General features: G+C 42.9%; 19 protein-coding genes and 1 tRNA gene. 13 read left to right on the forward strand and 7 right to left on the reverse strand.

Features of this window, described 5'->3' with window-relative positions; translation table 11 throughout:
- Positions 1–22 precede the first annotated feature (22 nt).
- Together HUW51_RS20155 and aroQ are read right to left on the reverse strand one after the other, a co-directional pair.
- On the reverse strand, positions 23–1,102 hold the full coding sequence (locus HUW51_RS20155; protein ID WP_185271415.1) for an aminotransferase class V-fold PLP-dependent enzyme: 1,080 nt from the start codon (positions 1,100–1,102) through the stop codon (positions 23–25).
- 60 nt (positions 1,103–1,162) lie between these two features.
- Positions 1,163–1,618: a type II 3-dehydroquinate dehydratase gene (aroQ, locus tag HUW51_RS20160; RefSeq protein ID WP_185271416.1), complete on the reverse strand. Its 456-nt coding sequence runs from the start codon at positions 1,616–1,618 to the stop codon at positions 1,163–1,165.
- A 160-nt stretch (positions 1,619–1,778) separates the two neighbouring features.
- Between aroQ and xerD the strand changes: the two genes are divergently transcribed.
- The 4 genes from xerD to HUW51_RS20180 all read left to right on the forward strand — a co-directional run bounded on the left by xerD (position 1,779) and on the right by HUW51_RS20180 (position 8,583).
- Positions 1,779–2,678, forward strand: a complete 900-nt coding sequence (xerD, locus tag HUW51_RS20165) for a site-specific tyrosine recombinase XerD (RefSeq protein WP_185271417.1) — start codon at positions 1,779–1,781, stop codon at positions 2,676–2,678.
- Positions 2,679–2,796: 118 nt separating this feature from the next.
- Positions 2,797–5,529, forward strand: coding sequence for a TonB-dependent receptor (locus HUW51_RS20170; protein WP_185271418.1), 2,733 nt, complete (start codon positions 2,797–2,799; stop codon positions 5,527–5,529).
- Between the two features lie 2 nt (positions 5,530–5,531).
- The gene (locus HUW51_RS20175; protein WP_185271419.1) at positions 5,532–6,581 is read left to right on the forward strand and encodes a DUF4249 domain-containing protein; all 1,050 of its coding nucleotides are present in this window, start codon (positions 5,532–5,534) and stop codon (positions 6,579–6,581) included.
- Positions 6,582–6,597: 16 nt separating this feature from the next.
- Positions 6,598–8,583, forward strand: a complete 1,986-nt coding sequence (locus HUW51_RS20180; protein ID WP_185271420.1) for a hypothetical protein — start codon at positions 6,598–6,600, stop codon at positions 8,581–8,583.
- Between the two features lie 37 nt (positions 8,584–8,620).
- On the opposite strand, the gene HUW51_RS20185 is transcribed toward HUW51_RS20180, so the two are convergent.
- A complete protein-coding gene (locus HUW51_RS20185; RefSeq protein ID WP_185271421.1) occupies positions 8,621–9,337 on the reverse strand; it encodes a CAP domain-containing protein in 717 nt (238 codons plus the stop codon).
- Positions 9,338–9,460: 123 nt separating this feature from the next.
- On the opposite strand from HUW51_RS20185, the gene HUW51_RS20190 reads away from it, so the two are divergent.
- The 3 genes from HUW51_RS20190 to HUW51_RS20200 are packed head-to-tail and all read left to right on the forward strand — an operon-like array spanning position 9,461 to position 13,966.
- Positions 9,461–10,504: a quinone-dependent dihydroorotate dehydrogenase gene (locus tag HUW51_RS20190; RefSeq protein ID WP_185271422.1), complete on the forward strand. Its 1,044-nt coding sequence runs from the start codon at positions 9,461–9,463 to the stop codon at positions 10,502–10,504.
- 56 nt (positions 10,505–10,560) lie between these two features.
- The gene (locus tag HUW51_RS20195; protein WP_185271423.1) at positions 10,561–13,284 is read left to right on the forward strand and encodes an FtsK/SpoIIIE family DNA translocase; all 2,724 of its coding nucleotides are present in this window, start codon (positions 10,561–10,563) and stop codon (positions 13,282–13,284) included.
- A 31-nt stretch (positions 13,285–13,315) separates the two neighbouring features.
- Positions 13,316–13,966 (forward strand): LolA family protein, encoded by a 651-nt coding sequence (locus HUW51_RS20200; RefSeq protein WP_228466781.1) that lies wholly within the window; start codon positions 13,316–13,318, stop codon positions 13,964–13,966.
- A 50-nt stretch (positions 13,967–14,016) separates the two neighbouring features.
- On the opposite strand, the gene HUW51_RS20205 is transcribed toward HUW51_RS20200, so the two are convergent.
- A complete protein-coding gene (locus HUW51_RS20205; protein WP_185271424.1) occupies positions 14,017–14,544 on the reverse strand; it encodes a GNAT family N-acetyltransferase in 528 nt (175 codons plus the stop codon).
- Positions 14,545–14,758: 214 nt separating this feature from the next.
- On the opposite strand from HUW51_RS20205, the gene HUW51_RS20210 reads away from it, so the two are divergent.
- Complete coding sequence (locus HUW51_RS20210) at positions 14,759–17,701, forward strand: FAD-binding and (Fe-S)-binding domain-containing protein (RefSeq protein ID WP_185271425.1); 2,943 nt, start codon at positions 14,759–14,761, stop codon at positions 17,699–17,701.
- Between the two features lie 203 nt (positions 17,702–17,904).
- On the opposite strand, the gene HUW51_RS20215 is transcribed toward HUW51_RS20210, so the two are convergent.
- Positions 17,905–18,990: a hypothetical protein gene (locus tag HUW51_RS20215; RefSeq protein ID WP_185271426.1), complete on the reverse strand. Its 1,086-nt coding sequence runs from the start codon at positions 18,988–18,990 to the stop codon at positions 17,905–17,907.
- A 278-nt stretch (positions 18,991–19,268) separates the two neighbouring features.
- On the opposite strand from HUW51_RS20215, the gene smpB reads away from it, so the two are divergent.
- From smpB to HUW51_RS20240, 5 genes are all read left to right on the forward strand, one after another.
- Positions 19,269–19,736, forward strand: a complete 468-nt coding sequence (gene smpB / locus HUW51_RS20220) for an SsrA-binding protein SmpB (protein WP_185271427.1) — start codon at positions 19,269–19,271, stop codon at positions 19,734–19,736.
- A 114-nt stretch (positions 19,737–19,850) separates the two neighbouring features.
- Complete coding sequence (locus tag HUW51_RS20225; RefSeq protein WP_228466783.1) at positions 19,851–20,636, forward strand: C40 family peptidase; 786 nt, start codon at positions 19,851–19,853, stop codon at positions 20,634–20,636.
- A gap of 89 nt (positions 20,637–20,725) precedes the next feature.
- Complete coding sequence (locus HUW51_RS20230) at positions 20,726–21,226, forward strand: HNH endonuclease (RefSeq protein WP_185271428.1); 501 nt, start codon at positions 20,726–20,728, stop codon at positions 21,224–21,226.
- 204 nt (positions 21,227–21,430) lie between these two features.
- Positions 21,431–23,329, forward strand: a complete 1,899-nt coding sequence (gene rpsA, locus HUW51_RS20235; RefSeq protein ID WP_185271429.1) for a 30S ribosomal protein S1 — start codon at positions 21,431–21,433, stop codon at positions 23,327–23,329.
- A 169-nt stretch (positions 23,330–23,498) separates the two neighbouring features.
- Positions 23,499–23,569: transfer RNA gene (locus HUW51_RS20240), tRNA-Cys, on the forward strand.
- Positions 23,570–23,714: 145 nt separating this feature from the next.
- On the opposite strand, the gene HUW51_RS20245 is transcribed toward HUW51_RS20240, so the two are convergent.
- Together HUW51_RS20245 and HUW51_RS20250 are read right to left on the reverse strand one after the other, a co-directional pair.
- The gene (locus HUW51_RS20245) at positions 23,715–24,365 is read right to left on the reverse strand and encodes a response regulator transcription factor (RefSeq protein WP_185271430.1); all 651 of its coding nucleotides are present in this window, start codon (positions 24,363–24,365) and stop codon (positions 23,715–23,717) included.
- Positions 24,366–24,753: 388 nt separating this feature from the next.
- A complete protein-coding gene (locus tag HUW51_RS20250; RefSeq protein ID WP_185271431.1) occupies positions 24,754–25,635 on the reverse strand; it encodes a DUF4440 domain-containing protein in 882 nt (293 codons plus the stop codon).
- Positions 25,636–25,693 lie beyond the last annotated feature (58 nt).

Here is a 25,693-nt window from a genome sequence, read left to right on the forward strand (position 1 = left end):
TTTAAACGGGAAGGCGGCAAATTTAAGCGTAATTTTTTAAAAAAAAGTTTTTCAGCACCTCGTATTCTGCATCCGGAATAGCCGGGAAGTTGGCAATCCGGAAAGTGTTTTTGGCCCAGGCGCCGTAGCCATTACCTAATGTAATGCCTTGTAAAGCGGCTTTTTTCTTTACTTCTTCTACCAGTTTAGGTTCGCCTTTTACGGCCAGCACCGTGTAAGACCGAACTTCCGGATTTTCGATTAACAAAGACAAGTTACCCGTAATCTGCTCCTGAAAAAAATCGTACAGCTGGTGCGCCCGCTGGGTGATGTCTTTATCGGTTAGTTTAATTAAAGGCCGTTGTTCCAGTACTTTGTTCAGCAGGTATATATTAAGAACGTTGGGGGTGTGCGTGGTTTGGTAGTTCAGCATTTTTTCATACATCATTACCAGGCTGTTATAGTACCTTCTTTCATTTATTTGTTTAGCCCGGAAAATGGTGCGGGGCGAGCATACCAACACCGCCAAACCGGCGGGTAAGCCAAAACATTTTTGCACCGAAGCGTACCAGATATCGGCTTTAATATATTTTAAATTAATGCCCGCCATAGAAGAGGTGGCATCAACGGCAATCAACGGATCGGGGAAGCGGTTAAATAAATTTAAGATGGTAGGTTCTTTTACTTGCGTTCCGTTAGAAGTTTCGTTTTGCGTTATGCAAAGCAAATCAACATCCGTAGGCACTTGCAAATCAGCCACGTTTATCTCCGCGTTCACATCAAAGGCTACGCCCGTAGATTCCGGCCGTATCTTACGGGCGTACTCCAGCCATTTCTGCCCGAAGGCGCCGTTATAAAGGTGAAAGCTTTTTTGCTTAACTAAGCTCTGGGTTAAAATTTCCCAGCACTCGGTAGCCGACGAGGTAAAAAACACATAATAATCCTGCGGAATGTTAAGCTTCTTTTTTAAAAGGGCTACCGTGTTTTTAGAAATTTCGACAAACTTTTCGCTGCGGTGCTGAATCCCCAGAATGCCTTCGTCGAAAGCCATATTTAAATAATCTTTTACCTGGTCGTACACGCGCGACGGGCCAGGATAAAAGTTTAGTGCGGTATCAGGCATAAAACTGCTATTTTGTAGTTAAAGTAATAAATGATGGTTGCTGATAAAATCCCTTATTTATCAGGCGTTTTTAAACTCAAAACCTAGTTTTTTAGGTTTTAAATTATTTAAGTACATTAACCCTAACCGGTAACCATCCAGGCCAAAGCCAACAATGCAGCCTTTGCAGTTTTTACTGATATAGCTGTGGTGCCGGAACTCTTCGCGCGCGTACACATTAGAAATATGCACTTCAATTACCGGGGTTTCTATGGCCGCAATCGCATCGGCCAAGGCAATGGAAGTATGCGTGTAGGCGCCCGCGTTCAATAAAATACCTTTGTAAGTAAAACCTACTTCGTGGATTTTGTTAATTAACTCGCCTTCGATGTTACTTTGGTAGTATTCCAGTTCTAAATCCGGAAAGCTGGTTTTTAGTTCTTCGAAATAATGCTCGAACGAACGGCTGCCGTACACCGATTTTTCCCGGACTCCCAGCAGGTTTAAATTAGGGCCATTTATAATTAAAATTTTCATGATCTTTTCTAAAGGTTTTGCCGCAAAGGTATTGAAAATATTAACCCTAAAGATGCCAGCACCACGCTTAGATTTTCCGGATTTTTAAAAAATTATGTATTGGGCTAAATTTGTTTCTTAAAAGTATCTGGTGCTAATTTGATTTTTTATGTAAAGTAGTATGAACTGGAACTCGGCCTTGCAACAATTTAAAGCGTACCTGCAACTCGAAAAGTCGTTATCGGGTAATTCCGTAGAAGCTTATTTACGCGATGTGAGCAAACTCCGGCAATACCTGGAGGCCAATAATTTAAAAGTTAACCCCCTGGAAGTTAGCTCTACGCACTTGCAAGGTTTGTTGGGTTGGGTAAATGAATTGGGCATGACCCCGCATTCGCAGGCCCGTACGCTCTCGGGCATCCGGGCATTTTATAAGTTCCTGATTATGGAAGATTTGCTGGGCGCCGACCCAACGGAAAATATTGAAGCGCCCAAGCTGAACCGCAAATTACCCGATACTTTAAACTACGAAGAAATAGCCCAGTTACTTGAAGCCATTGACGTGTCTACGCCCGAAGGAGCCCGCAACAAGGCCATGCTCGAAACCCTGTATAGTTCCGGGTTGCGGGTATCGGAGTTGGTAGAGCTGCGCCTTAGTAATGTATACGCCGATATGGGCTTTTTACGGGTAACCGGCAAAGGCAACAAAGAACGCTTAGTACCTATTGGCCGCGATGCTTTAAAATATTTAAAAATTTACCTCGAAGAAATCCGGTGCCATATTCCCATAAAAAAAGGGCAGGAGGACTTTGTATTTCTAAACCGGCGGGGAGCGGCATTAACCCGGGTAATGGTGTTTACTATTATAAAACTGCTGGCCCAAAAAGTTGGCCTGAATAAAACCATTAGTCCGCACACTTTCCGGCATTCTTTTGCTACGCATTTAATTGAAGGCGGCGCCGACTTGCGGGCGGTGCAGGAAATGCTGGGGCACGAATCCATTACCACCACCGAAATTTACACCCACCTGGACCGTGATTATTTAAAGCAGGTTATTCAGGAATTTCATCCGCGCAGCTAAAATCCTTGAATAAGAAGCTTATATTTTCGGGTATTGTTTAATAATTTATAAAATTTTGCTATTATGCCGTACCATATAACTGGCTCTATTCCAAGTCAGGAAAAGTAAATTTTCGTTAATGAAATTGGCCCGACTTCTACTTATTTTAAATTTTTTATTTTTAGTACCTGCTCTTACCCAAGGCCAGTCCACTAACCCCCGGAATCAGGTAGCCGATACTACCACCTTCATCTCCCTACAAGCCAGCCAGCAGCCTTTAGCTCAGGTATTGGTGTCGTTACAAAATCAATATAAAATAAACTTTTTCTACCGCCCGGAGTGGTTAGAAAATAAACAAGTAACCATTACTTTAAATCAGGTACCACTGCGCCAGGCCCTGCCGCGCATACTGGAAGGGCAAGCCCTGGATTTTATTATTTACCATCCGAAGGCTGTAGTTATTATACCAAACGAGTCAAATCTGGCTAACTCTTCAACGGACATACAGGAAGACGAAAGTTTAGTGCAAAGCGATAAAGTAGTAATTGGCGATAGGCGGTTGGCGCGGGCAAATAAAAAATTAACCTTAAAAGGCTACGTAAAAGATAAGGCTACCGGCGAGCCGGTAATCGGGGCCAACGTAGTAGAGAAAAACCAGGGCATCGGGGCGGCCACCGATAAAAACGGTTTTTATTCCTTGGTTTTAACCACAGGGCACCACCAGCTTACTTTTAGCTCGATTGGTTACGACAACGCCGAACAGGTAATTGCATTGTACAGCAATGGCACTTACGACCAAACTTTAGTTAAATCGGCGGTACAGTTATCTGAAGTAGAAATTAAAAGTCAGCAAAACAAACTCGATAACCTGGCCGCTATTCAGGCCGGGGTTAGTAAAGTGGATTTAAGCCAGATAAAAAAGCTGCCGGCTTTTATGGGCGAAATAGACGTGGTAAAAACCTTGAAATTAATGCCGGGTGTAAGCTCCATTGGCGAAGCCGCGAGTGGTTTTAACGTGCGGGGCGGTAACGTAGACCAGAATTTAATTTTAATGGACGAAGCGCCTATTTTTAATTCGTCGCATTTATTTGGTTTTTTCTCGGTTTTTAACCCCGATGCCTTGCAGGATATTACCTTATACCGCGGCGGCATTCCGGCACAATACGGTGGGCGCATTTCGTCGGTGCTGGAGGTAAAGCAAAAAGAAGGAAACTTTGAAAAATGGCAAGGCAACGGGGGCGTGGGGCCCATTACCGGTAGGTTAGCTTTACAAGGACCAATCATAAAAAATAAAACCTCGGTTTTAATAGCCGGGCGCAGTTCTTACTCCGATTGGCTGTTGCACCGTATGCGCGATCCGGAATTAAAACAAAGCAGCGCTTCTTTCTATGATGTGTCGGCCAAAGTCAGCCATAAACTTTCCAGCAAAGACAAAATTTCGTTAACCGCTTATTCCAGCCAGGATAAATTCGGTTTTGCCCGCGATACCATTTACAACTGGCGCAACCAGGCGGCGAGTTTATTATATGGCCATAATTTTACTGACAAGTTTTTTCTGGATGTAGCGGCCGTTTATTCCAACTATGATTTCCGGATTAACATTGACGAAGTAAACAACGCTTCGGTTTATAAAAACGGCATCCGGCACCAAAGTTTAAAAGCTAATTTTACGTACTTAACCGGCGAACACGAAATGCAGTTTGGCGGTACGCTGGTAGATTATTTGTTTTCGCCGGGCAGCATTAAACCCAACTCTAGTTTCTCGCAGATTATTCCCATTAACCTGGCTAAGAAAAACGCCCGCGAAGGCGGTATTTTTATAAACGATGAATTTAATGTTACGCCGCGCTTATCTGTGATGGCGGGTTTGCGTTTTTCTATTTACCAGCAGCTGGGGCCGGGTCAGGTCTACAACTACGCGCCGGACCAAGCGCCTTCCGAAGAAACCATTACCGATACTTTGCAATATAACTCCGGCCAGGTAATGAAAACCTACGGCGGCCTGGAACCCCGGCTTTCGGTGCGTTACCGCATTAACGAAAATGCTTCTTTTAAAGCAGGGTATAACCGCATCCGGCAGTACATTCACTTAGTATCCAATACGGCCGCCGCCTCGCCCGTAGATACCTGGACTACCAGCAGCGCCGCCATTCGGCCGCAAATTGGCGATCAGATTAGTTTAGGCTTTTTCCAGAACCTGGCTCAGAATGTTTTTGAAACTTCTGCTGAAATTTATTACAAAGACATTCAAAATATTCTGGATTATAAAAACGGCGCCACTATATACCTGAACCAAAACCTGGAAGCCGATTTACTGCAAGGCAAAGGCCGGGCTTACGGTGCCGAATTTACTTTAAACAAGAAATCGGGGCGTTTATCCGGTTGGGCTAATTATACTTACAGCCGCATTCAGTTAAAAATGCAAGGCCAGACCACCGAAACCACCATTAACAAAGGCCAGTATTACCCGGCAAATTACGAAAAGCCGCATACGGTAAATGTGGTAAGTAATTACCAGTTTAATAAACGGGTAAACTTTGGCGCTAACTTTACTTACAGTACCGGCCGGCCAATTTCGGCGCCCGTATCCTTTTTTCAATACGATGTATTTTCGGTGCCTAACTACGCTTTGCGCAACCAATACCGCATTCCCGATTACCACCGCTTAGATTTATCCATTGCGGTACAAACGGGTTATAAAAAAGACAAGAAATGGGAAGGTTCCTGGAATTTTAGCATCTATAATGTGTACGGCCGAAAAAACGCTTACTCCGTATTTTTTAAAAAAGTATATGGTTCGCCGGCCCAACCTTATCGTTTGGCAGTAGTGGGTACCATTCTGCCGTCGGTTACTTACGATTTTAAATTTTAGTTATGTTGATTAAAAATTCCAGGATATATTTTTGGATTTTATTAGCTTTTACCAGCTGCATCGATCCGGTTGAAATGCATTTAGAGCCGCAGCCCGAACAGTTGGTGGTAGAAGGCTTGCTCACCAACGAGGCGGTGCAGGCGCCTATTAAGTTATCGTATACCCAGCGTTATACCAAAGAAATTGGCAACGTGGCTCGAAAAGCCCGGTACGCTACCGTTTACGTTACCGACCAGAATAATACCCGCTACAATTACTACGAAAACGAACCCGGCAATTACATTCCGGAATCCTTTACTGGAACCATAGGCAATACTTACACTTTACATATAATTACCGAAGACAAAAAAGAATACCTATCGGCACCCGAAAAAATGTTACCCACTAGCCCGGTAGATGGTCTTTCGGCGGAACTGCGCAGCCGGCAGGTAATAAACCCTGCGGGCATTGAAGTAACGGAGTATGCTTTTCAGACTTTTGTGAATACCAGCGATCCGGCCGATGAGAAGAATTTTTATATGTGGCGGTGGATTGGTACCTACGAAGTGCACACCCAACCCCAGGATCATACGAGAGATGTACAAGGAACGCCCGTGCCTGATCCTTTACCTTGCTGTGCCATTTGCTGGGTTACCGAAGGTCATCAAAATATTTCAGTGCGCAACGATGCCTTGGTGAACGGCAACAAAATTATTAAGCAACCCATTGCTTACTTACCTGTTCTGCCGGAAAATTTTAATTTTAAGTACCATTTGCAGGTAAAACAATATTCGTTATCCGAGTCGGCGTTTAATTTCTGGCGCATTCTTACCTCGCAGGTTACCGGGGTGGGTTCCGTACAAGATCCGCCGCCAGCTTCTATACCGGGTAATATCCGCAACATCAACGACGAAAATGAAACCGTAATGGGTTATTTTGGGGCATCGGCCGTTTCTACGAATACCTTGTTTATTAACCGGACAGAATTTCCGTTTGCCATATCGCGCTACATTTACGCCGACGATTGTCGCACTTTAAAAAACAGTACTGCTACCAAACCCGATTTTTGGTAAAATTTAAAAAATGGGCATGTTACATACCTTCCGAGTTAGTTTGCTAATTTTAATTACGGGGCTGGGCTTTATTCCGGCGGTGCTGGGGCAATCCTTACCAGAAAAATTAAATGCTTTTTTGCAAAAACAGGCGGCCGGAAAAATTACCTTAAGCACGAACAAACCTTACTATGCCGCCGGCGATACTGTTTTCTTTCGGGTGAGTAACTGGCAACAAAATGCGGATGATTTACTGGAAGTGCAGCTAATAACCCCCGACCCAAAGCTTTCTCAAACCACCCAGGTTTTACTTACCAACGGTTACCAGCTGAGTTATCTTATATTACCCAAAGAAGCCATCAGCGGCGATTATATTGTGCGGGCTTTTAGTCCGGTTGGCTGGGAAGCTTCGACAGTAGTTCAGGTGTATAATCCCGATCAAAAAACAACGGAGTACCACGCTTGTAACTGGATAAATGCTGTCTCGGAGCCGAAACTTAACTTAACCAAACAAGTGAACGACTGGGAAATAACCTGGGACCAAAAGCCTAGCAACGCGGATGGCAAAGGCTGGCTTTTTATTACCGGCGCGAACCAACTTTACCATTCCGCGGAAGTAGATTTATCCCTTGCCCAAAATAAAATCAGCGTTCCCTTAACGGCGTTTCCGGGTAACCAGGCGCAGGTAATGCTGGCCACGGCTTCCGGCGAAATCATTAGCAACTATACGTTTCGTTTAAAACAAAGCCCGGATGCCTGGTTGCAACTTAACCTGAACAAAACAAATTTTGTTACCCGCGAACCGGCCCAACTCCAACTAACCGCTAATACCAATAATTTAGCGAATGCGCAGATTATGGTTCGGGTAGTAGAACTAACCGATACTTTAAGTAATAATATTAATCTTGTTAATAATCAAAGTTATAATTATAGTTTTGAGAAAACATTTCCGCAGGTAAATTTAAAAAAAATCTTTTCCAGCACTTCCCATAATCCGGATTACCCGTTTGTTTTACAAGGCCAGCTTATTTCGGCAATAGATAAAAAGCCGTTGGTTAATAGTTTAATTCATTTGGTAGTGCCGGCTACCAGCCAAACCGAAATTTTTTATTCTGATAAACTAGGCCGCATAAAAGTAGAACTGGATCCTTTTGCCGGTACAAAGCCTATTATTTTCAGAGCCATTCAGGATGGGGAAGAAGTAAAAAATATTGCTTTTGTGCCGGACTCCAACCAATACATAACCTCGTGGCAGCCGGTTTTTACGGCCGGTACTTTCTCGCCAACGCAGCAGGAATTTTTTAAAAAAATTAAAATTTTGAACCGCGTTAATCAGGCATTTTACGCTGGATATAGCCCGGAAAATTTAAATCGAAGGGACCATTTTAAACCCGCGGCTTTTCAGGAAAGCCGGTTAAAACCCACTACCAGCTACGATTTAAGTAAATACGAAAAGTTTAGCAACGTAACCGAAATTTTCCGGGAACTGATACCCGCTATAGAAGTAGTAAAAAGAAAAGACGGTATGCGGGCCCGCTTATATGCCCGTTTGCAAAAGAAGTTTTACAACTTCTATCCTTTGTTTTTGATTGATGGCATACCTACCTACGACGTAGAAACGATTTTGAATCTTCCTACGAATCAACTGGCCAAAATAGATGTATTTAATACATCAGCGGCTTTAGCCCCTTTTGAAGTATTAGGCGCCGGGGGCGTAATTGCCCTATACACCCAAAACCGCAACTTTAACCCATCCTTGCTGCACGACAATATGCTGGAATTTGCCGGAACTACCCCTGCTTACAAACCTAAATTTTTAAAAAATACCGAATCCACCATTCCTAATTTCAACCCATTGGTATACTGGAACCCGCAGGTAAAGCCGGAGGCAAATGGCAGCGTAAACCTGTCGTTTTTCACCAACGATCAAATAGGACGCTTTTTAGTGGAGGTAACCACCTGGAACGAGCAAGGCGAAGAGATTATCACTTCCAAAAGCTTTACTGTAGAAGCCCCCAGGTAAACTATTGCAGCACAATAATTAAAAACAAAAATTACGCTTAGCGAATCTCCGTATTTGCCACCGCCGAGGCAGAATCAGCAGGTGAGCCATAGCCGCCAAAATTTTGCACCAAACGGGCAAAAGGCACTTTTTTCTGCTGATACGGATTTTTAGAAATTCTAGCGGAACAACCAATATACTGATAATTTAAACTTAACAAACTTTTACGATGCGACGGCGAGTGCAGCCAGCCATTTACCACCCTTTCGGCGTAAGCTAAATACGTATAGGGCCGGTAAGGCTTTTTCGTATCGCAGTTTAAATAAATAAAAGAACCATTCTTTTCCCGAAAAGGGCAGTATTCCAAATCGGTATTCACAATATCGTATTGGGCAATGTTTTCAGCGGTGTAGTTAAATACTCCGCCAAAAGCCGCAATGCGTTTGTCGGGCGTTAAATAAGTTAGCTGTTGGTAGTTTAAATGATTGTAAAAGTCCAGCTCAATCATGGTTTGGGCATGGTAGGTAGCCGTGCGGTGCAGTAAACCCGAATACTTTAAAGGCGGTTTATTTTCGGTGGCGCGAATTTTATTGGTTACGTGGTAAATGGCGGCATCCAATAAATTATAATTGGGCTGGAGTAGCGGTATAACTTGCCGGGCGGCGGGAAGTTGCTCAAATTCCTGCCAGCTTAAATCGTAATAATCCGGCTCTGGCAATTCTTGCGGAAAAACCGAGGAGACAACGAAGCACCAAAATACCAGCAGCAAAAACATTAAAATTTTAAAAAAATGACTAATAAGTTATAAATGAACCATATAAAACCAGGATTCAGAATTCCGGCGCAATAAGTAAAGCCAGTTCTTACATTTTTAAAGGCAGAGTCTTACCTTTACATTATGTATAAACCACTGATTCGTCCTTTATTATTTCAGATTGATCCGGAAGAAATACACGATTTTTCGTTCCCGAGTATTAAAACTGCATTTAAATTACCGCTGGCCAGTCAGCTCAGTAAAAAAATGTTTCGGGTAGATGATCCGGCTCTAGAACGCGAAGTATTCGGGTTAAAGTTTCCGAACCCGGTTGGCTTAGCGGCCGGATTTGATAAAGACGCCCGGCTGGTAGATGAATTTGAAAATTTTGGTTTTGGCTTTCTGGAAATCGGCACCTTAACGCCCATGCCCCAACCCGGCAACGACAAGCCCCGCTTGTTCCGGCTGCCCCAGGACCAGGGCCTGATTAACCGCATGGGATTTAACAACCGGGGAGTAGAAGTAGCTGCGCATCGGCTTAAAAACCGTAAAGGCTCTATCATCATTGGGGGCAACATCGGCAAGAATAAAGTTACCCCCAACGACCAGGCCTTAAAAGATTATATTTATTGCTATGATGCGTTATACGAGGTGGTCGATTACTTTGTGGTAAACGTGAGTTCGCCGAATACCCCCAACCTGCGCGAGTTGCAGGACAAAGAACCTTTGCAGCATTTACTTTCGGAATTACAAAACCGGAACCAGGCCCAGCGCAAGCCCAAACCTATACTTTTAAAAATTGCCCCGGACTTAAACCAGGAACAATTAAACGATATTGTTGAAATAGCTACCAAAACGCAGTTAAGCGGACTGATTGCCACCAACACCACCATTAGCCGCGATAATTTACTGACAGCCAGCCAGCAAGTGGCCGCTATGGGAGCCGGAGGTTTAAGTGGTAAACCGCTTACGCAACGGTCCACCGAAATAATCCGATACCTGCGGCAATGTTTGCCCGAAAATATTCGCTTAATTGGGGTAGGAGGGATCATGAATGCCGCTGACGCTTTAGAAAAGCTGGATGCGGGTGCCGATTTAATTCAATTATACACCGGGTTTATTTACGAAGGCCCGGGCCTGGTCCGAAAAATTAACGAAGCCTTACTCCGCAGAAAAAAGGCAGATTGATTATTTTTGTTCCGGTGAATTAAGATAAAATTTTAAATTAGGGGTTTCTATAAAGCATGGCTACGAATACTTTTAAACGTGAAGCAGGAAATGTGCCCAAAGCTAAAAACAGCCCAAAGGCCATTAATGAGCCGGTGAGTCGCACCAGTAACGCTCCTAAAACCAACAAGGCAACTTCCGGGCGCTGGTCGATGCCCAAGTTTTCATTTATCAGCTTTAATTTTCTGCGCGACCGGCGGTTTCACTTACTTATTGGGTTTACCTTATTGTTATCGGCGCTGTACCTGTTAATTGCTTTTGTATCTTACTTGTTTACTGGTCCTGCTGATCAAAGCGTAGTGGAATCTTTAAAAACCAGCGACATAAAAAACTCCGGCTTAGAATCAGAAAACTGGCTGGGTTTGTTTGGCGCCTGGATCTCGAATTACTTTATTTATGAATGGCTGGGAGTTGCTTCGTTTTTTGTGATTCCTATCATCTTTTTCACCGGTTACAAAATCTTATTCCGGCGCACGCAGGTTTCATTATCGTATACCTACACCATTTGCATGTTTGCTATGCTTTGGTGCAGTTTGTTGCTGGGGTACGTGGTTTTGCGCTTAAACCGGGTAGAAGATTTGTCTTTTTTGAGCGGCGGCATTGGTTACGAAACAGCGCTCTGGTTCGAGAGTTTAATTGGGATGGGCACCGCTTTTTTGCTGGCGTTTTTGCTTATCATCTTCGTAGTTTTCTTCTTTAACATTACCAGCCTATCAGTTAAAAAACCCGTTGTTTCAACTGCTGCGGGCAACAGCGGTAAAAATTCGGATAATCGTACGGCCGTAAACGCGTACAATGCCGACACTTACGAGCAGCAATCTACCGGGGTAAACCAATATACTAACCCAACAGCCGAAATAGAAGCGGAAGAAGCGGAGGAACCCGAGGAAGAACTTGCCGCTGCAGAGCCCGAATTAAAATTAACTGTTAATAACCTGCCCGATGCCGACGAAGATAACCTGGAGCTAAGCGTTGCACCCGCCCCTGTTTTTACCGTGGCTACTAAACCTGCTTCTGCTGCTATTTCAAATCTAGCAACTAAGCCTTTATCCGGCGGTATTCAGTTAGATATTGAACCGGGCTACGATACCGAAACCGATTTCTTTGACGACGAAGATTTATTTTTAGACGAAGAAGAACCAATAAAAGCCCCGGCTGCGCCGCTAAGCACCCCTGCGCCGGATTTTAAAATTTCGGAAATTCCGGTAGAGCCGCTGGGTAAAGATATGGAGAACTACGATCCAACCCTGGATTTAGCCCGTTATCAATACCCGAACATCGACCTGCTGAACGATTATAACCTGGGCAAAATTCAGGTAACCAAAGAAGAACTGGAAGCTAATAAAGATAAAATTGTGGAAACGCTGGCCAATTACGCCATTGGTATTGCCAGCATTAAAGCTACTATTGGGCCTACTGTAACCCTGTACGAAATTGTGCCGGACGCCGGCGTCCGGATTTCTAAAATTAAAAATCTGGAGGACGATATTGCTTTGAGCTTAGCCGCTTTAGGTATTCGTATTATTGCGCCTATTCCGGGCAAAGGAACCATCGGGATTGAAGTGCCCAACAAGAAAAAAGAAATGGTTTCTATAAAATCCATCCTCTCTACCGAGAAATTTTTAAAAAGTGAGATGGATTTGCCGATTGCTTTCGGGAAAACCATTACCAACGAAGTTTTTATTACCGATTTAGCGAAGATGCCGCACTTACTTATGGCTGGGGCAACCGGACAAGGTAAATCCGTGGGGTTAAATGCGATTCTTACTTCTTTAATCTATAAGAAGCATCCGAGCCAATTAAAATTTGTGTTGGTCGACCCGAAGAAAGTAGAATTATCCTTATTTAATAAAATTGAACGTCACTTCTTGGCTAAACTACCGGACAGCGATGAACCGATTATAACGGATACTAAAAAGGTTATCAATACGCTCAACTCGTTGTGTATGGAAATGGACATGCGCTACGATTTGTTAAAAGATGCCGGTTGCCGGAATTTAAAAGAATATAACCAAAAGTTTGTGGAGCGGCGCTTAAACCCGAAAAAAGGCCACCGCTTTATGCCTTTTATTGTGTTGGTGATAGATGAGTTGGCCGATTTAATGATGACCGCCGGTAAAGAAGTAGAAACGCCCATTGCCCGTTTAGCGCAGTTAGCCCGCGCCATTGGCATACACCTGGTAGTGGCTACCCAGCGCCCATCCGTTAACGTAATTACGGGTATTATTAAAGCCAACTTCCCGTGCCGGATTTCTTTTAAAGTTACTTCCAAAATCGATTCACGTACTATTCTGGATACCGGCGGGGCCGAACAGCTAGTAGGGCAGGGTGATATGTTATTCTCCGTAGGCTCTGATTTAATCCGGTTGCAGTGTGCTTTTGTGGATACCCCGGAGGTAGACCGGATTTGTGATTTTATTGGGGAGCAGCAAGGCTACAACGACGCTTATTTGTTGCCGGAATTTGTTGGCGATGATAGTGGCAATGATAAAGCCGATTTTGACCCCAGTACCCGCGACTCTTTATTTGAAGAAGCCGCTCGAATTATTGTTACGCACCAGCAAGGCAGCACGTCTTTACTGCAAAGGCGCTTAAAACTAGGCTATAACCGCGCCGGCCGCTTAATCGACCAATTAGAAGCCGCCGGGGTGGTGGGGCCTTTTGAAGGAAGCAAAGCCCGCGATGTTCTTATTCCGGATGAATACAGTTTGGAACAATTATTGAACACTATAGAAAAATAAGAAGAACATTCAGGTAATCCTTAAAAATTGTATGATAAAAAGAATAATCTTTTTCGTGTTTGTTTTAATGGGCACGGTTGCTCAAGTTACCCAGGCACAGGACCAAAAGGCCCGGCAGATTTTGGATGCCATGAGTAAGAAGTACCAGGCCTACAAAGTATTTCGCGCCAACTTCAATCAAACTTTGGAAAACACCAGCAGTAAGATGAAAGAAAATGTAGAAGGCGAAATTACCGTAATGGGCAACAAGTTCCGTCTGAAAACCGAAGATCAGGAAATCATTAACAATGGCAATACCATCTGGACGTACATTAAATCGGAAAATGAGGTAAACATATCGGAGAATGATCCGGATGACGAAGGCATGACCCCGAACAAAATATTTACCATGTACAAAAAAGGTTATAAATCGGCCTACGTAGAAGAAGCAAAAGTTGATGGCGAGCTGTGCGATGTAATTGAATTAGCTCCCGAAGACCGTAACGACCCGGTTTTTAAAGTACGGTTAAACATCAGCAAAAAAGATAAATCTTTAAAAAGCTGGACCATGTTCCGGAATAACGGTAACCGGTATACTTATACCATTACCAATTTCAATCCTAACCCGGCAAGTGTAGACAACAACTATTTTGCTTTTGATAAATCTAAATTTAAAGGCGTTAAAGTAATTGATTTACGTTAAAATTTTAAAAATTTAAAAACTAGAAAGCTGCTCCACCGGGGCAGCTTTTTTTATGCGCCGGTAATACTTCTTACTTTGGCGTAAAGCAAGGAATCAATTAACTGCTTATTTTTATAGACGGAGTTTTTTAATTTTCCTTCCAGGTGATAACCGGCTTTTTCCAATACTCTGGCAGATTTAGGATTCCAAGCAAAAACGCCGGCATAGATTCTTTCGAGTTCCAGCGTGTTAAAACCAAAATCAGTAATTGCCTGGAGTGCTTCGGTTATAATCCCTTGGTTCCAGTACTGCTCACTCAGCCAGTAGCCAATTTCAGCGCTTTTGCGGTACACGTCCGGTTGTAAAACTAACCCAATACCGCCTACAGGTTCATTGTTTACGATAATGGCAAAGTTGGTGATGGGTTTTGTAGCATTAGCCAGCATAATCCAGGTTTGCGCGTCCTGTAACGTATACGGGTGCGGAAAAGAATCACGAAGGTTTATCCAGATATGATAATTGTTGGCGTGTTTGGCCAAAGCTAACTCATCACCGGTTTGCCAGTAGCGCAGAGTACAAGTTTTCAGAGAAAATTGCATGTAAGCGTTTTTATTGAGTTAATTTTAGGCTTCATTAAACAACTAAAGATAGGCGAATAAGGAAAACATGAAATGTAAAAATTTTAAATTTTTTAAATTTACACGTCTTCACTTCAAACTTGTGTCATTAGCCAATATATTAGCGTTCTAATTCAGGCAATCATTTTTTGTTTTCCGGAATAACTTACGCCGGTGAATTGCCTAAAATTTAAAAATGAATACAGATAAACTCGTTCAACTTGCCAAACAATTAACCGGCGAACTCCACTTTGATTCTACCATGCGCACGCTGTATGCCACCGATGCATCGGCGTACCGCGAAATGCCTTTAGCCGTGGCTTTCCCGGCAAATAAAGAGGACATAAAAACATTAATCCAGTTTGCCCGGCGGGAGGGTACTTCGCTTATTCCGCGCACGGCGGGTACTTCTTTAGCTGGCCAAGTGGTAGGCAACGGCATTGTGGTGGATGTTTCGCGCACCTTTACGCAAATTTTAGAAATTAACCCGGAAGAACGTTGGGTACGCGTACAGCCCGGCGTTATCCGCGATGAATTAAATTTATTTTTAAAACCCTACGGCTTATACTTTGGTCCGGAAACTTCTACGGCCAACCGGGCCATGGTAGGCGGTATGGTAGGTAATAATTCCTGCGGATCGAACTCGGTGGTTTACCGCAGCACCCGCGAACACTTGTTATCGGTTAAAGCTATTTTAAGCGACGGCACCGAAACAGAATTTTCGAGCTTAACTTCGGCCCAGTTTGAAGCCAAATGTTTAGGCGAGAATACCTCCGGCCCTTTGGAAACTAAAATTTACCAGGCTACCAAAGCCATGTTGAGCCACCCGGCCACTCAAGAAGAAATCCGCCGCGAGTTTCCAAAACCTACCGTGGAGCGCCGCAACACGGGTTACGCCGTAGATTTATTACTGGAAACCGAGCCGTTTACGCCGGGTGCCAGCGCTTTTAATTTCTGTAAGCTTATTGCAGGCTCCGAAGGCACGCTGGCCTTTTTAACCGAAATTAAATTAAATGTAGTGCCATTGCCCCCCAAAGAAATCGGGCTGTTGTGTATCCATTGCCATACCATCGATGAATCTTTACGGGCAAATTTAGTGGCTCTACAATACCAGCCCAGCGCCAGTGAGCTCATGGACCATTACGTGCTGGAATGTACCAAAGCGAATATTGAACAAAGCCAAAACCGCTTTTTTGTGCAAGGCGATCCAGGGGCCATTTTGGTAGTAGAAATTTCAAAAAATACCCGCGCCGAAATAGAAGCCGTGGCTAAGGCCTTAATCGCCGATTTGCAACAGCAAGGTTTAGGTTACCATTATCCGTTAGTGATGGGGCCGGACACCAAAAAAGTCTGGACTTTGAGAAAAGCCGGCTTGGGATTACTCTCTAATATTCCGGGCGATGCGAAACCTGTAGCGGTAATTGAAGATACTGCCGTAGATGCCAATGACTTGCCCGCTTTTATTGCTGAATTTAATGAGATTTTAAAACAGAATGATTTGTTCTGCGTGCATTACGCGCATGCAGGCTCCGGCGAACTACACCTTCGGCCGATCATTAATTTAAAAACGGCCGCCGGTAACAAGTTATTCCGGCTGATTGCCGAAGAAATTGCCCGATTAGTTAAGAAATACCGGGGTTCTTTAAGTGGGGAACACGGCGATGGCCGTTTACGCGGGGAATTTATAAAATGGATGGTAGGCGAAAAAAACTATCAACTGCTGGAAGAAGTAAAACGCACCTGGGACCCAGACAATATTTTTAATCCGGGCAAAATAGTAAACACCCCGGCCATGGATACGTTTTTACGCTACAAGCCTGGCCAGGAAACGCCCGATTTTAATACTGTTTTTAAATTTAAAGATGCCCAGGGAATTTTACGGGCTGCGGAATTGTGCAACGGTTCCGGCGATTGCCGCAAAACGCATTTAACCGGCGGCACCATGTGCCCGAGCTACATGGTAACCCGCAACGAAAAAGACACTACCCGCGGCCGGGCCAACATGCTCCGCGAGTTTTTAACCCGCTCCCCCAAAGAAAACCGGTTCGACCACCACGAAATCAAAGAAGCCATGGAACTTTGCATTTCGTGCAAAGGCTGCAAATCAGAGTGCCCCTCTAATGTGGACGTGGCCAAGTTAAAAGCCGAGTTTCTGCAACATTACTACGATGCCAACGGCATTCCGCTCCGTACGCGTTTGGTGGGTAATTTTACGAACTTAAACAATTTGGCTTCGATTGCCCCAAGCATTTACAACTTTGTGTTTACGAATAAAACTACTTCCAGTCTGGCTAAGAAAGTAGTTGGCTTTGCCCCAGAGCGTCCTTTGCCTTTATTACATAAAACCACCCTGCGGCAATGGTTTAAGAAACACCAGAAACAAAATAATTTAAAATATGCGGTTTCTAAAGGTAAAGTAAATTTGTTTTGCGACGAGTTTACCAATTTTAATGACGTAGAGATTGGCCAGAAAGCCGTGTTATTGCTAGAGCGCTTAGGCTACGAAGTACACATTCCGGAGCACGAAGAAAGCGGCCGGACGTATTTATCGAAGGGTTTGGTGCGGGAAGCAAAAAAATTAGCGGTAAAAAACGTAGCCAAGTTAAGTAAAGTGGTTTCCGGTAATGCCCCGCTAATAGGAGTGGAGCCGTCGGCTATTTTAACGTTCCGCGATGAATACTTGGATTTAGTGGACGAAGATCAATTTGCCGATGCGCAAAAAATTGCGCAGAATAGCTTTTTAATCGATGAGTTTATCTTTGCCGAAATAGGTAAAGGCAACATTACCCCGGATCAGTTTACCCAGGAAAAACGGTTGATTAAATTGCACGGGCATTGCCATCAAAAAGCTTTATCGTCAGTAGCGTACACGCAAAAAATGCTTTCGTTGCCCGAAAATTATACTGTAGAAGTAATTCCGTCAGGTTGTTGCGGCATGGCGGGTTCGTTTGGCTACGAATCAGAACATTACGAGGTATCGATGAAAATAGGGGAACTGGTGTTATTTCCTACGGTTCGGAAGCAACCCGAAGAGGTAATTATTGCGGCCCCCGGTACCAGTTGCCGTCACCAAATTAAAGATGGCACTGGCCGCCAGGCTTTACACACTTTAGAAGTTTTATACAACGCCTTAAAGTAAATTTTTAAAAATTTACGTTTTTACCAATACCAACAAGGGTCTGATTCTATTATCAGACCCTTGTTGCTTTATCTAATTATATATCCAGTAATTATATATCCAGAATTCTAATTAAAATGAATCTATAATACAATCAAATCCATTTCTAAAAACCTTAAAAAATATCCAAGTAAAAATCTAACATCTAGTATCTAGCATCTGAGTTATTGATATTGGATGTAATACGGCTTCGGATTTAAGGCTAAAATTTCATGAGGTTTCATTAAGCGCCAGCCTTTTTTCCGGATATCATTTCTGTAGAAAATCTTAATGCCCGCATATTGCACCGGTTCCTCTTTGATGTATTTTAAATAACTACTTTTCTTTATTGCCGGGTTACCCCAACCATCCATGTGCATGACTATCTGACAATAAGGATCCAGGTTAATTTTTTTATAGTTCGTTATCATGGGCTTAGTAAACCGATGAACAATTAATAATTTTGGTGGTAGTTGGTTTTGCCTGGCAATATCTGCTAAATACTGGCTCGCAAAATTGATATCTTCGGCATCGTAAGTGCCAATGTTACGGCCCGGAATTTTTCCCGGTTTTAAAGCAAATTCAGCATCAATACCCAGATGTACATTAGGTAATTTTAAATAATTTTCCAGGACAGGTAATTCTTCCTGCAGGGTACTGGTTCCTAACTGAATATCTAAAAATACCAGCGCGTTTCGGGTTTGCGCGTAGTGCAGCACCGAATCAATGACGGAATTAGCCACGCGCAGGCGGTATTTGCCACTTCTGCCTGGTTCGTTTTGGGCAGTAACAGCTATTAAATGCAAGGCGGGTTGTACCGGCGTTTTTGGGTCAGCTTGTTGCCATTTGCTTACTTCCAGGTCTAATTTATCTAACATTTCGGTTGGCGGCAGTTCACCCAAAATACCCATGCGTTTAGATAAAGGCGTACCGTAAAAAGCCACAATGCGCTTTGCCGGCAGAATAGAACCTGGCAACGTATCTGGCCCTACAACCGTTGTTTTTAAATTTTTGTTAGCGCTCGGAAGCCGTTTTGAAGCTTTGATGGTAGAATCATTCGTGATTTTTTTAATTGTATCCGGTAGAATGGCCGCAGTTTGTTTATCCTTTACCGGAGTAAGAGTGGGTTTACTTGGCTCTGCCGGAGTTTCGAGGGATGGATTTTTGGCCTGTACTTGAAATGTAAAAGACGTAGATTCTTTATTGTTTTTACACGAACTATAACTTAACAGCAACAATAAAAATCCGTATTGCAAAAACTTTCTATTCAAAATAATTCGGGAGAGCACGTTGTTTGTAATTTAAGCCTTCGGGTAAAAATAATTAGAAGAAAGATAAATTCAGAAATTAATATTAATCGTTTACCTTTTAATCTGATAACCAATACAGATTGATTACTTTCTAATCAAGCTATTTTAATAAAGCCAGCTGGATTTTATTGGAAATAGTAAAAAGGCTATTACATCACCTAAAAGATTACCGAAACAATCTTTTATTATTTTGATTTTATTTAAAAAATAAGGAAAATTTGAGTTTTACTCTACAATAAATGGCGAAAGATAAAGACCGGATAAAGAAGAACGTTAATATTGTTAACCGACGGGCCTCCTACGAATACGAATTTTTAAGTAAATACATTGCCGGTATCATGCTGCAAGGCACCGAAATAAAATCTATCCGGGAAGGAAACGTAAATTTGCAAGATGGATTTTGCACCTTTATGCCGGATGGTCTGTGGCTTATTCAGGTAACCATTGCCAAATACACCGAAGGCACCTACTACAACCACGAACCTACCCGGCCGCGCAAGTTGCTACTCAACAAAAAAGAACTTAACCAGCTAAGTAAAAAATCGGAGGAGCAAGGTTTAACCATTATTCCCATCCGGGTATTTATTAACGAACGCGGTTTCGCCAAAGTAGAAATAGCTTTAGCCCGGGGTAAAAAATTGTATGATAAGCGGGAAGATATTAAAGAACGTGATATAAAAAGGGAACTGCAACGTGAACGTTTCTAAAATATACAATAGACACTAAATTCTAGACCAAATCCCTTAATATGGTTAAATTTGAATTTAATTTTAAAATTTATCATTTTCATTCATAGTCTAGCATTTTAAATCTAAATTATAGTGGATAACGGAATATGTAGCTTAAGTTTGGTGCCGGTGCGCGCAGAACCTTCGGATAAAAGCGAGTTGGTGACGCAGCTTTTGTACGGGGAGTGTTACCAGATTATGGGTTCGCAGGGCAACTGGCATCAGATAAAGATTGCCGCCGACGATTATACCGGTTGGATTGATTTTAAGCAACATTGCCCGGTAACGCCGGAGTATTTTACCGAATGGAAAGCAACCGCACACCCGCGGGCCGTCGATTTGGTGCAAACCATAAGCAGCGAGAATACCCGCATACCTATTATGATCGGCAGTACTTTGCCTTTTTTCGATGGCATTAACATCCGGATAAACAACCAGAAATACGTGTATAGTGGCCGGGCTACCAATAACTCGCTGCCTTTTAAAATTAACTTTTTCACCAAGGTGGCGCACAGTTATTTAAAAGCGCCTTACCTCTGGGGCGGTAAATCAATTTTCGGTATTGATTGTTCCGGTTTTGTGCAGCAGGTATTTGGTATTTGCGGTTATAACTTTCCCCGGGATGCCTGGCAGCAGGTTTCGGTGGGCATCGAAGTACATTTTGCCAATTTAACCCAGCCTGGCGACTTAGCTTTTTTCGATAATGACGAAGGACGGATAATTCACGTGGGTATTTTGCTCGAAAACCAGCAAATTATTCACGCGCACGGCGAAGTCCGGATTGACATGCTCGACCATTACGGCATTTTTAATCATCAAAGAAAAAAGTACACCCACCGCTTACGCATTATTAAAAGAATTTTTCCGGTAGCAAAATAAACTGCCCTGCTTTTTTGTTTTAAACTGTGGGGTTTGGTATTGCTTAGCACTTGATTATTACGTATGTTAGGCAAGTATCTTAGAAGTTTATGGACCAGAAAGTACTTATATTAAATCAGGATTATTCGGCTATTTCGCTTTGCAGCATTCATAAAGCTTTTATTTTATTGTTTCTTGATAAAGCCGAATTAGTAGAAAAGCGAAACGGCGTTTTAAGAACTATCAGCAAGTCTTTTCCGGTTCCTTCCATTATCCGTTTGCAGCGCTACGTAAATGTGCCCTACAAAGGCATTGCCCTAAGCCGGCAGAATATTATGCGCCGCGATCAGTTCCGGTGTTTATACTGTGACTCCACCAAAAACCTGACCATCGATCATATCATTCCCCGGTCGCGGGGGGGCGAATCGAACTGGACTAATCTGGGAACGGCCTGTATGCGGTGCAATACCCGCAAAGGCGACCGCACGCCCGAGGAAGCCAACATGCAGTTAAAGCAAAAGCCCAAAAAACCCAGTTTAACTTCTTTTCTGGTTCTCCATTCCGATACCATTGATACGAGCTGGCACACGTATTTGCGAACCAAGAATTAAAAGTAATTTTTTAAATTTTTTCTTTTTTGCAAGTCCTTATTCCTAACCTGCCTGTACTCAAAAACTTAATTGCTATTTCGGTTAAATTTTACTACTTTTGCCATTCCGTTCAAAATGGGCGGTTCCGGCATTTTGTCGGAAATTATTTAACCAAATTACCAGCAGAACGCTCGGCTGTTGGTTAGTACCAAAGAGCAAAGTGGTATGAGTACAAATATTGATGATTTTGACTGGGATAAATTTGAATCTCAGAAGTTTGGCGGCGCTTATTCTAAAGATGAGCGGGCCCAACTGGAACAAATGTATTCCGAAACCCTGAATACCGTTCAGGAAGAAGAAGTAATTAAAGGTACCATCGTGGGTATTACCGACCGGGACGTTATCCTGAACATCGGTTTTAAATCTGATGGTTTGGTGCCTCTGTCCGAATTCCGCGATCAGCCGGACATTAAAATTGGCGATGAAGTAGAAGTATTCATCGAAGATCAGGAAGATCCCAACGGTCAGTTAATTTTATCCCGTAAAAAAGCTAAAATTGTTAAAGCCTGGGATAACATTTACAGCGCCTTAGAAAACGATACTATTTTGGAAGGTATGGTTAAACGCCGCACCAAAGGTGGTTTAATCATTGACTTATACGGCGTAGAAGCTTTCTTACCAGGTTCGCAAATCGACGTGAAACCAATCCGCGATTTCGATATTTTCGTGGGTAAGAAAATGGAAGTGAAAGTAGTAAAAATCAATGCTGCTTTCGACAACGTGGTAGTTTCGCACAAAGTCCTGATCGAGAAAGATCTGGAGCAGCAACGCCAGGGCATCCTGAACAACCTGGAAAAAGGTCAGGTACTCGAAGGTGTAATCAAAAACATGACCAACTTCGGTGTATTCATCGATTTAGGTGGCGTAGATGGTTTACTGCACATTACCGATATTTCATGGGGACGGATCAACCACCCGCAGGAAGTGTTGGAATTAGACCAGAAAGTAAACGTAGTAGTTCTGGACTTCGACGAAGACAAGAAGCGTATCTCTTTAGGTATGAAGCAATTAACGCCTCATCCATGGGATGCTTTATCGGCTGACATTGAAGTTGGTTCGCGCATTAAAGGTAAAATTGTGAACGTGGCCGATTACGGCGCATTCCTGGAAATTTTACCGGGCGTAGAAGGCTTAATCCACGTTTCTGAAATGAGCTGGTCGCAGCACCTGCGTAACCCGCAAGATTTCATTAAACAAGGCGATGAAATTGAAGCTGTTGTTTTAACCCTGGACCGGGATGAGCGCAAAATGTCGTTAGGCATTAAGCAGTTAACCGAAGATCCATGGACGAAACAAGATGTGTTGCAGAAATACGCCGTGGGCACCCGCCACACTGGTGTAGTTCGTAACTTAACCAATTTTGGTTTATTCATCGAGCTGGAAGAAGGCGTTGATGGTTTAGTACACGTTTCTGACCTGTCCTGGACCAAGAAAATCAAACATCCTTCAGAATTCGTTAAAGTGGGCGAAACGTTAGATGTAGTAGTTCTGGAATTAGACGTGCCTAACCGCCGTTTAGCTTTAGGCCATAAGCAACTGGAAGAAAACCCATGGGATACTTTCGCTACGGTGTTCCACGTAGGTTCTATTCACCGGGCAACCATCCTGGAGAAAAACGACCGTGGTGCCGTATTAGAGTTACCTTACGGTATCGAAGGTTTTGCTTATCCTAAAAACCTGGTTAAAGAAGATGGAACTACTGCTGAGGCAGGCGAATCATTAGACTTTAAAGTAATGGAATTCTCGAAAGATGACCGCAAAATTGTATTGTCTCACTCGAACGTATATACTGATGCGAAAGATGAGGCTGCTAAAGCGGAAAAATTCTTGAAGAAAAAACCAGGTACGCCAGGTGCTGCTCCGCAAGCGGCTAAGTCATCAGACAACAAGAAGAAAGAGGAAGTTAAATCTACTTTAGGCGATTTAGAAGCTCTTTCGGCTTTGCGGGAACAAATGCAGAACAACGAAAAAGAAGTTGGTACCCGTAAGTTGCAAGCAGCTGCTGACGCCAGAGCTGCCGCAGAAAATGCACCGGCCGGCGAAGACGAAACTCCTGCAGAATAAGTTTTATTCTTCTATATTTTTAAAAAAGCGTCTGGATTATTCCAGACGCTTTTGTTTTTAGCCAGGGAAAGCCCCGGAGAAATTAAAAATTTAAAATAAATTATATTTTCTTTTTGCTGATGTTTGATTAAAACAGAAAAGTGTGTATGTTTGCACTCGCAAATAGCCCGGTAACGTGGCCGAGTGGCTAGGCTCAGCTCTGCAAAAGCTGCTACAGCGGTTCGAATCCGCTCGTTACCTCTTCTTAAACTAAAAAAAGCCTGATTAATTAATCAGGCTTTTCTTTTTTACATCTCTTGACAATTATGCGGCAAGAAACGCAACTAGATTTCTACGCTTCTGTCCAGCAGAATCAAGCTAGTCGATAAAAATTTTAAAATATATCTTAATCGATAATACCTTTTTCCAAAGCAAATTTAACGAGCGCTGCTGTGTTTTTAGCTTGCGTTTTCTCGATTAAGTGTTGCCGGTGCGATTCTATGGTGCGTTTGCTGGTAAACAGTTTATCCGCGATCTCGGCATTGGTAAGTCCTTCGGCAATGAGCCGTAAAACTTCTATCTCCCGTTTAGATAAATCACCGGGCTGCCGGCTGCCATTAGTTTCTACTTTAGTGGCCGAAGATTGAACCCGTTTTAAAAGATTTAGGGCAATTTCGGTACAAATAAAATAATTACCCGCAGCTACCGTAGTTATAGCGTAAATCATTTCTTCGCGGCCGGTATTTTTTAAAATATAGCCCGAAGCTCCCGCATCCATTACTTTAGAAATGTAATTCTCGTTATCCAACATAGACAGTACCAGTACTTTCTTATCCGGATAATTATCTTTCACGAATTTGGTACCCTCAAACCCATCCATAACGGGCATATTCAGGTCCATTAAAATAACATCAACGTCCTTGTCGGGTAAAATTTCGATTAACTCTTGCGCGTTAGAAGCTTCACCCACTACCTCTATGGTAGATTCATCCTTTAACAAAGATCTAATTCCATCCCGGATTATTTTATGGTCATCTACCAGTAATATGTTTATCATACTCAAAAGGTATTTAGAGGAAATTTTAAAAATTTATTTATTCCGCAATTAACAGAAGTGTGGCTTTTTCAGGAGCTGGTTTTAAATATAAGATTGCTTCTTACAAAAATATTCTTTCCAATCAATCTGCTTAATGTATAAATACGGATTTAAAATGTACAAGTACTGTTTTTATTTAGGCAAATTGATGAAAACCGCGATTATGGAGATTGTAATCTTTCTATTAATTGGTTACTAAACTAATACGTGCGTTCAGGCTTTACGTTGGCGAGGAAGGCCATTAGAGGAGATTACAATAGATGTAACTACTTGGTAGAATTCTCTTAAAGCAAAGTTGCAATTGTAAGATCCAACAATACTGGCGGGAGGTAGACAGAATGGTTGCGCCTTAATTTTTAGGTGCCAAATTAATACTCTCGTGCAGCAATTGCCAGCCTTTTTGGGCATCTTTTCGCCAAACGTGCATATAAGCGCCTTGTTGCGGTGCCGTATCGGAGTTGGGTTCTAACAGCGTGCAGCTTCCGTAAACCACACCTAAATCGTTAGACGAGGCAATTCTATAGCCTTCGGGCTTAAACTGGAGCGTGACTTTTTGTGCGAATAAAGTTTCTTTCTCAGCCGTAGTAGTGTAAGGAGGCTTTCCGGTACGTAATAGGCGGGCGGAAGGGTGCAATACTTTTACATACGCTGAAGCTAAGCCCAACTGGATTTGGGCGTTCAGGTTTTGATCAATTTTTAATAAATCTGTACTACTATTTTTTAAATTTTTAGAATTTGCCGGATTAATTTTCTCTATTTTACCCGGCGGGCTTTGCTCTTTAATGGGTTCGTAGGAGTTACCCAAATCAATGACGAAGGTCCATTTTTGGTTAGTATGCTTTTCCCAGACCGTAGCAAAATCGCCAAAGGCTACGGCTTTGCCTTTAACCTGGTAAGAGTAAGGCCCGGAAGTATAACCTAAATCGCCGGCTGCCGAGCTGGTGGCAATAGTGGGGTACCAGATGAGCTTGCCGCTGGTATCAGGAGGCAATTGCAGGTAAACCGGGCGGCCTTTAATGAGTTTGCCTTGTCTTTCCAGCAGCGAATTATCCGACATATAAGCTAAAAAAGCGGCCCTGGTATCCTGATCGACTGCTAACTTCGCAAAGGCCAGTTCGGTGGTAATTACTTCTTCTACGGGAGTTTGGGCGGTAGCCGAAATACCAAAACTTAAGCAGGAAGTTAAAAGAAGTAAAACATACCGGATTTTTAAATTTTCGTAAATGCTCATGTTTGGAGTTGATTAAAAATTTAAAAAATTTATTGTTGCCGCTCTTACTATGAATCTA

The organism is Adhaeribacter swui (assembly GCF_014217805.1).
Taxonomy (GTDB): Bacteria; Bacteroidota; Bacteroidia; order Cytophagales; family Hymenobacteraceae; genus Adhaeribacter; species Adhaeribacter swui.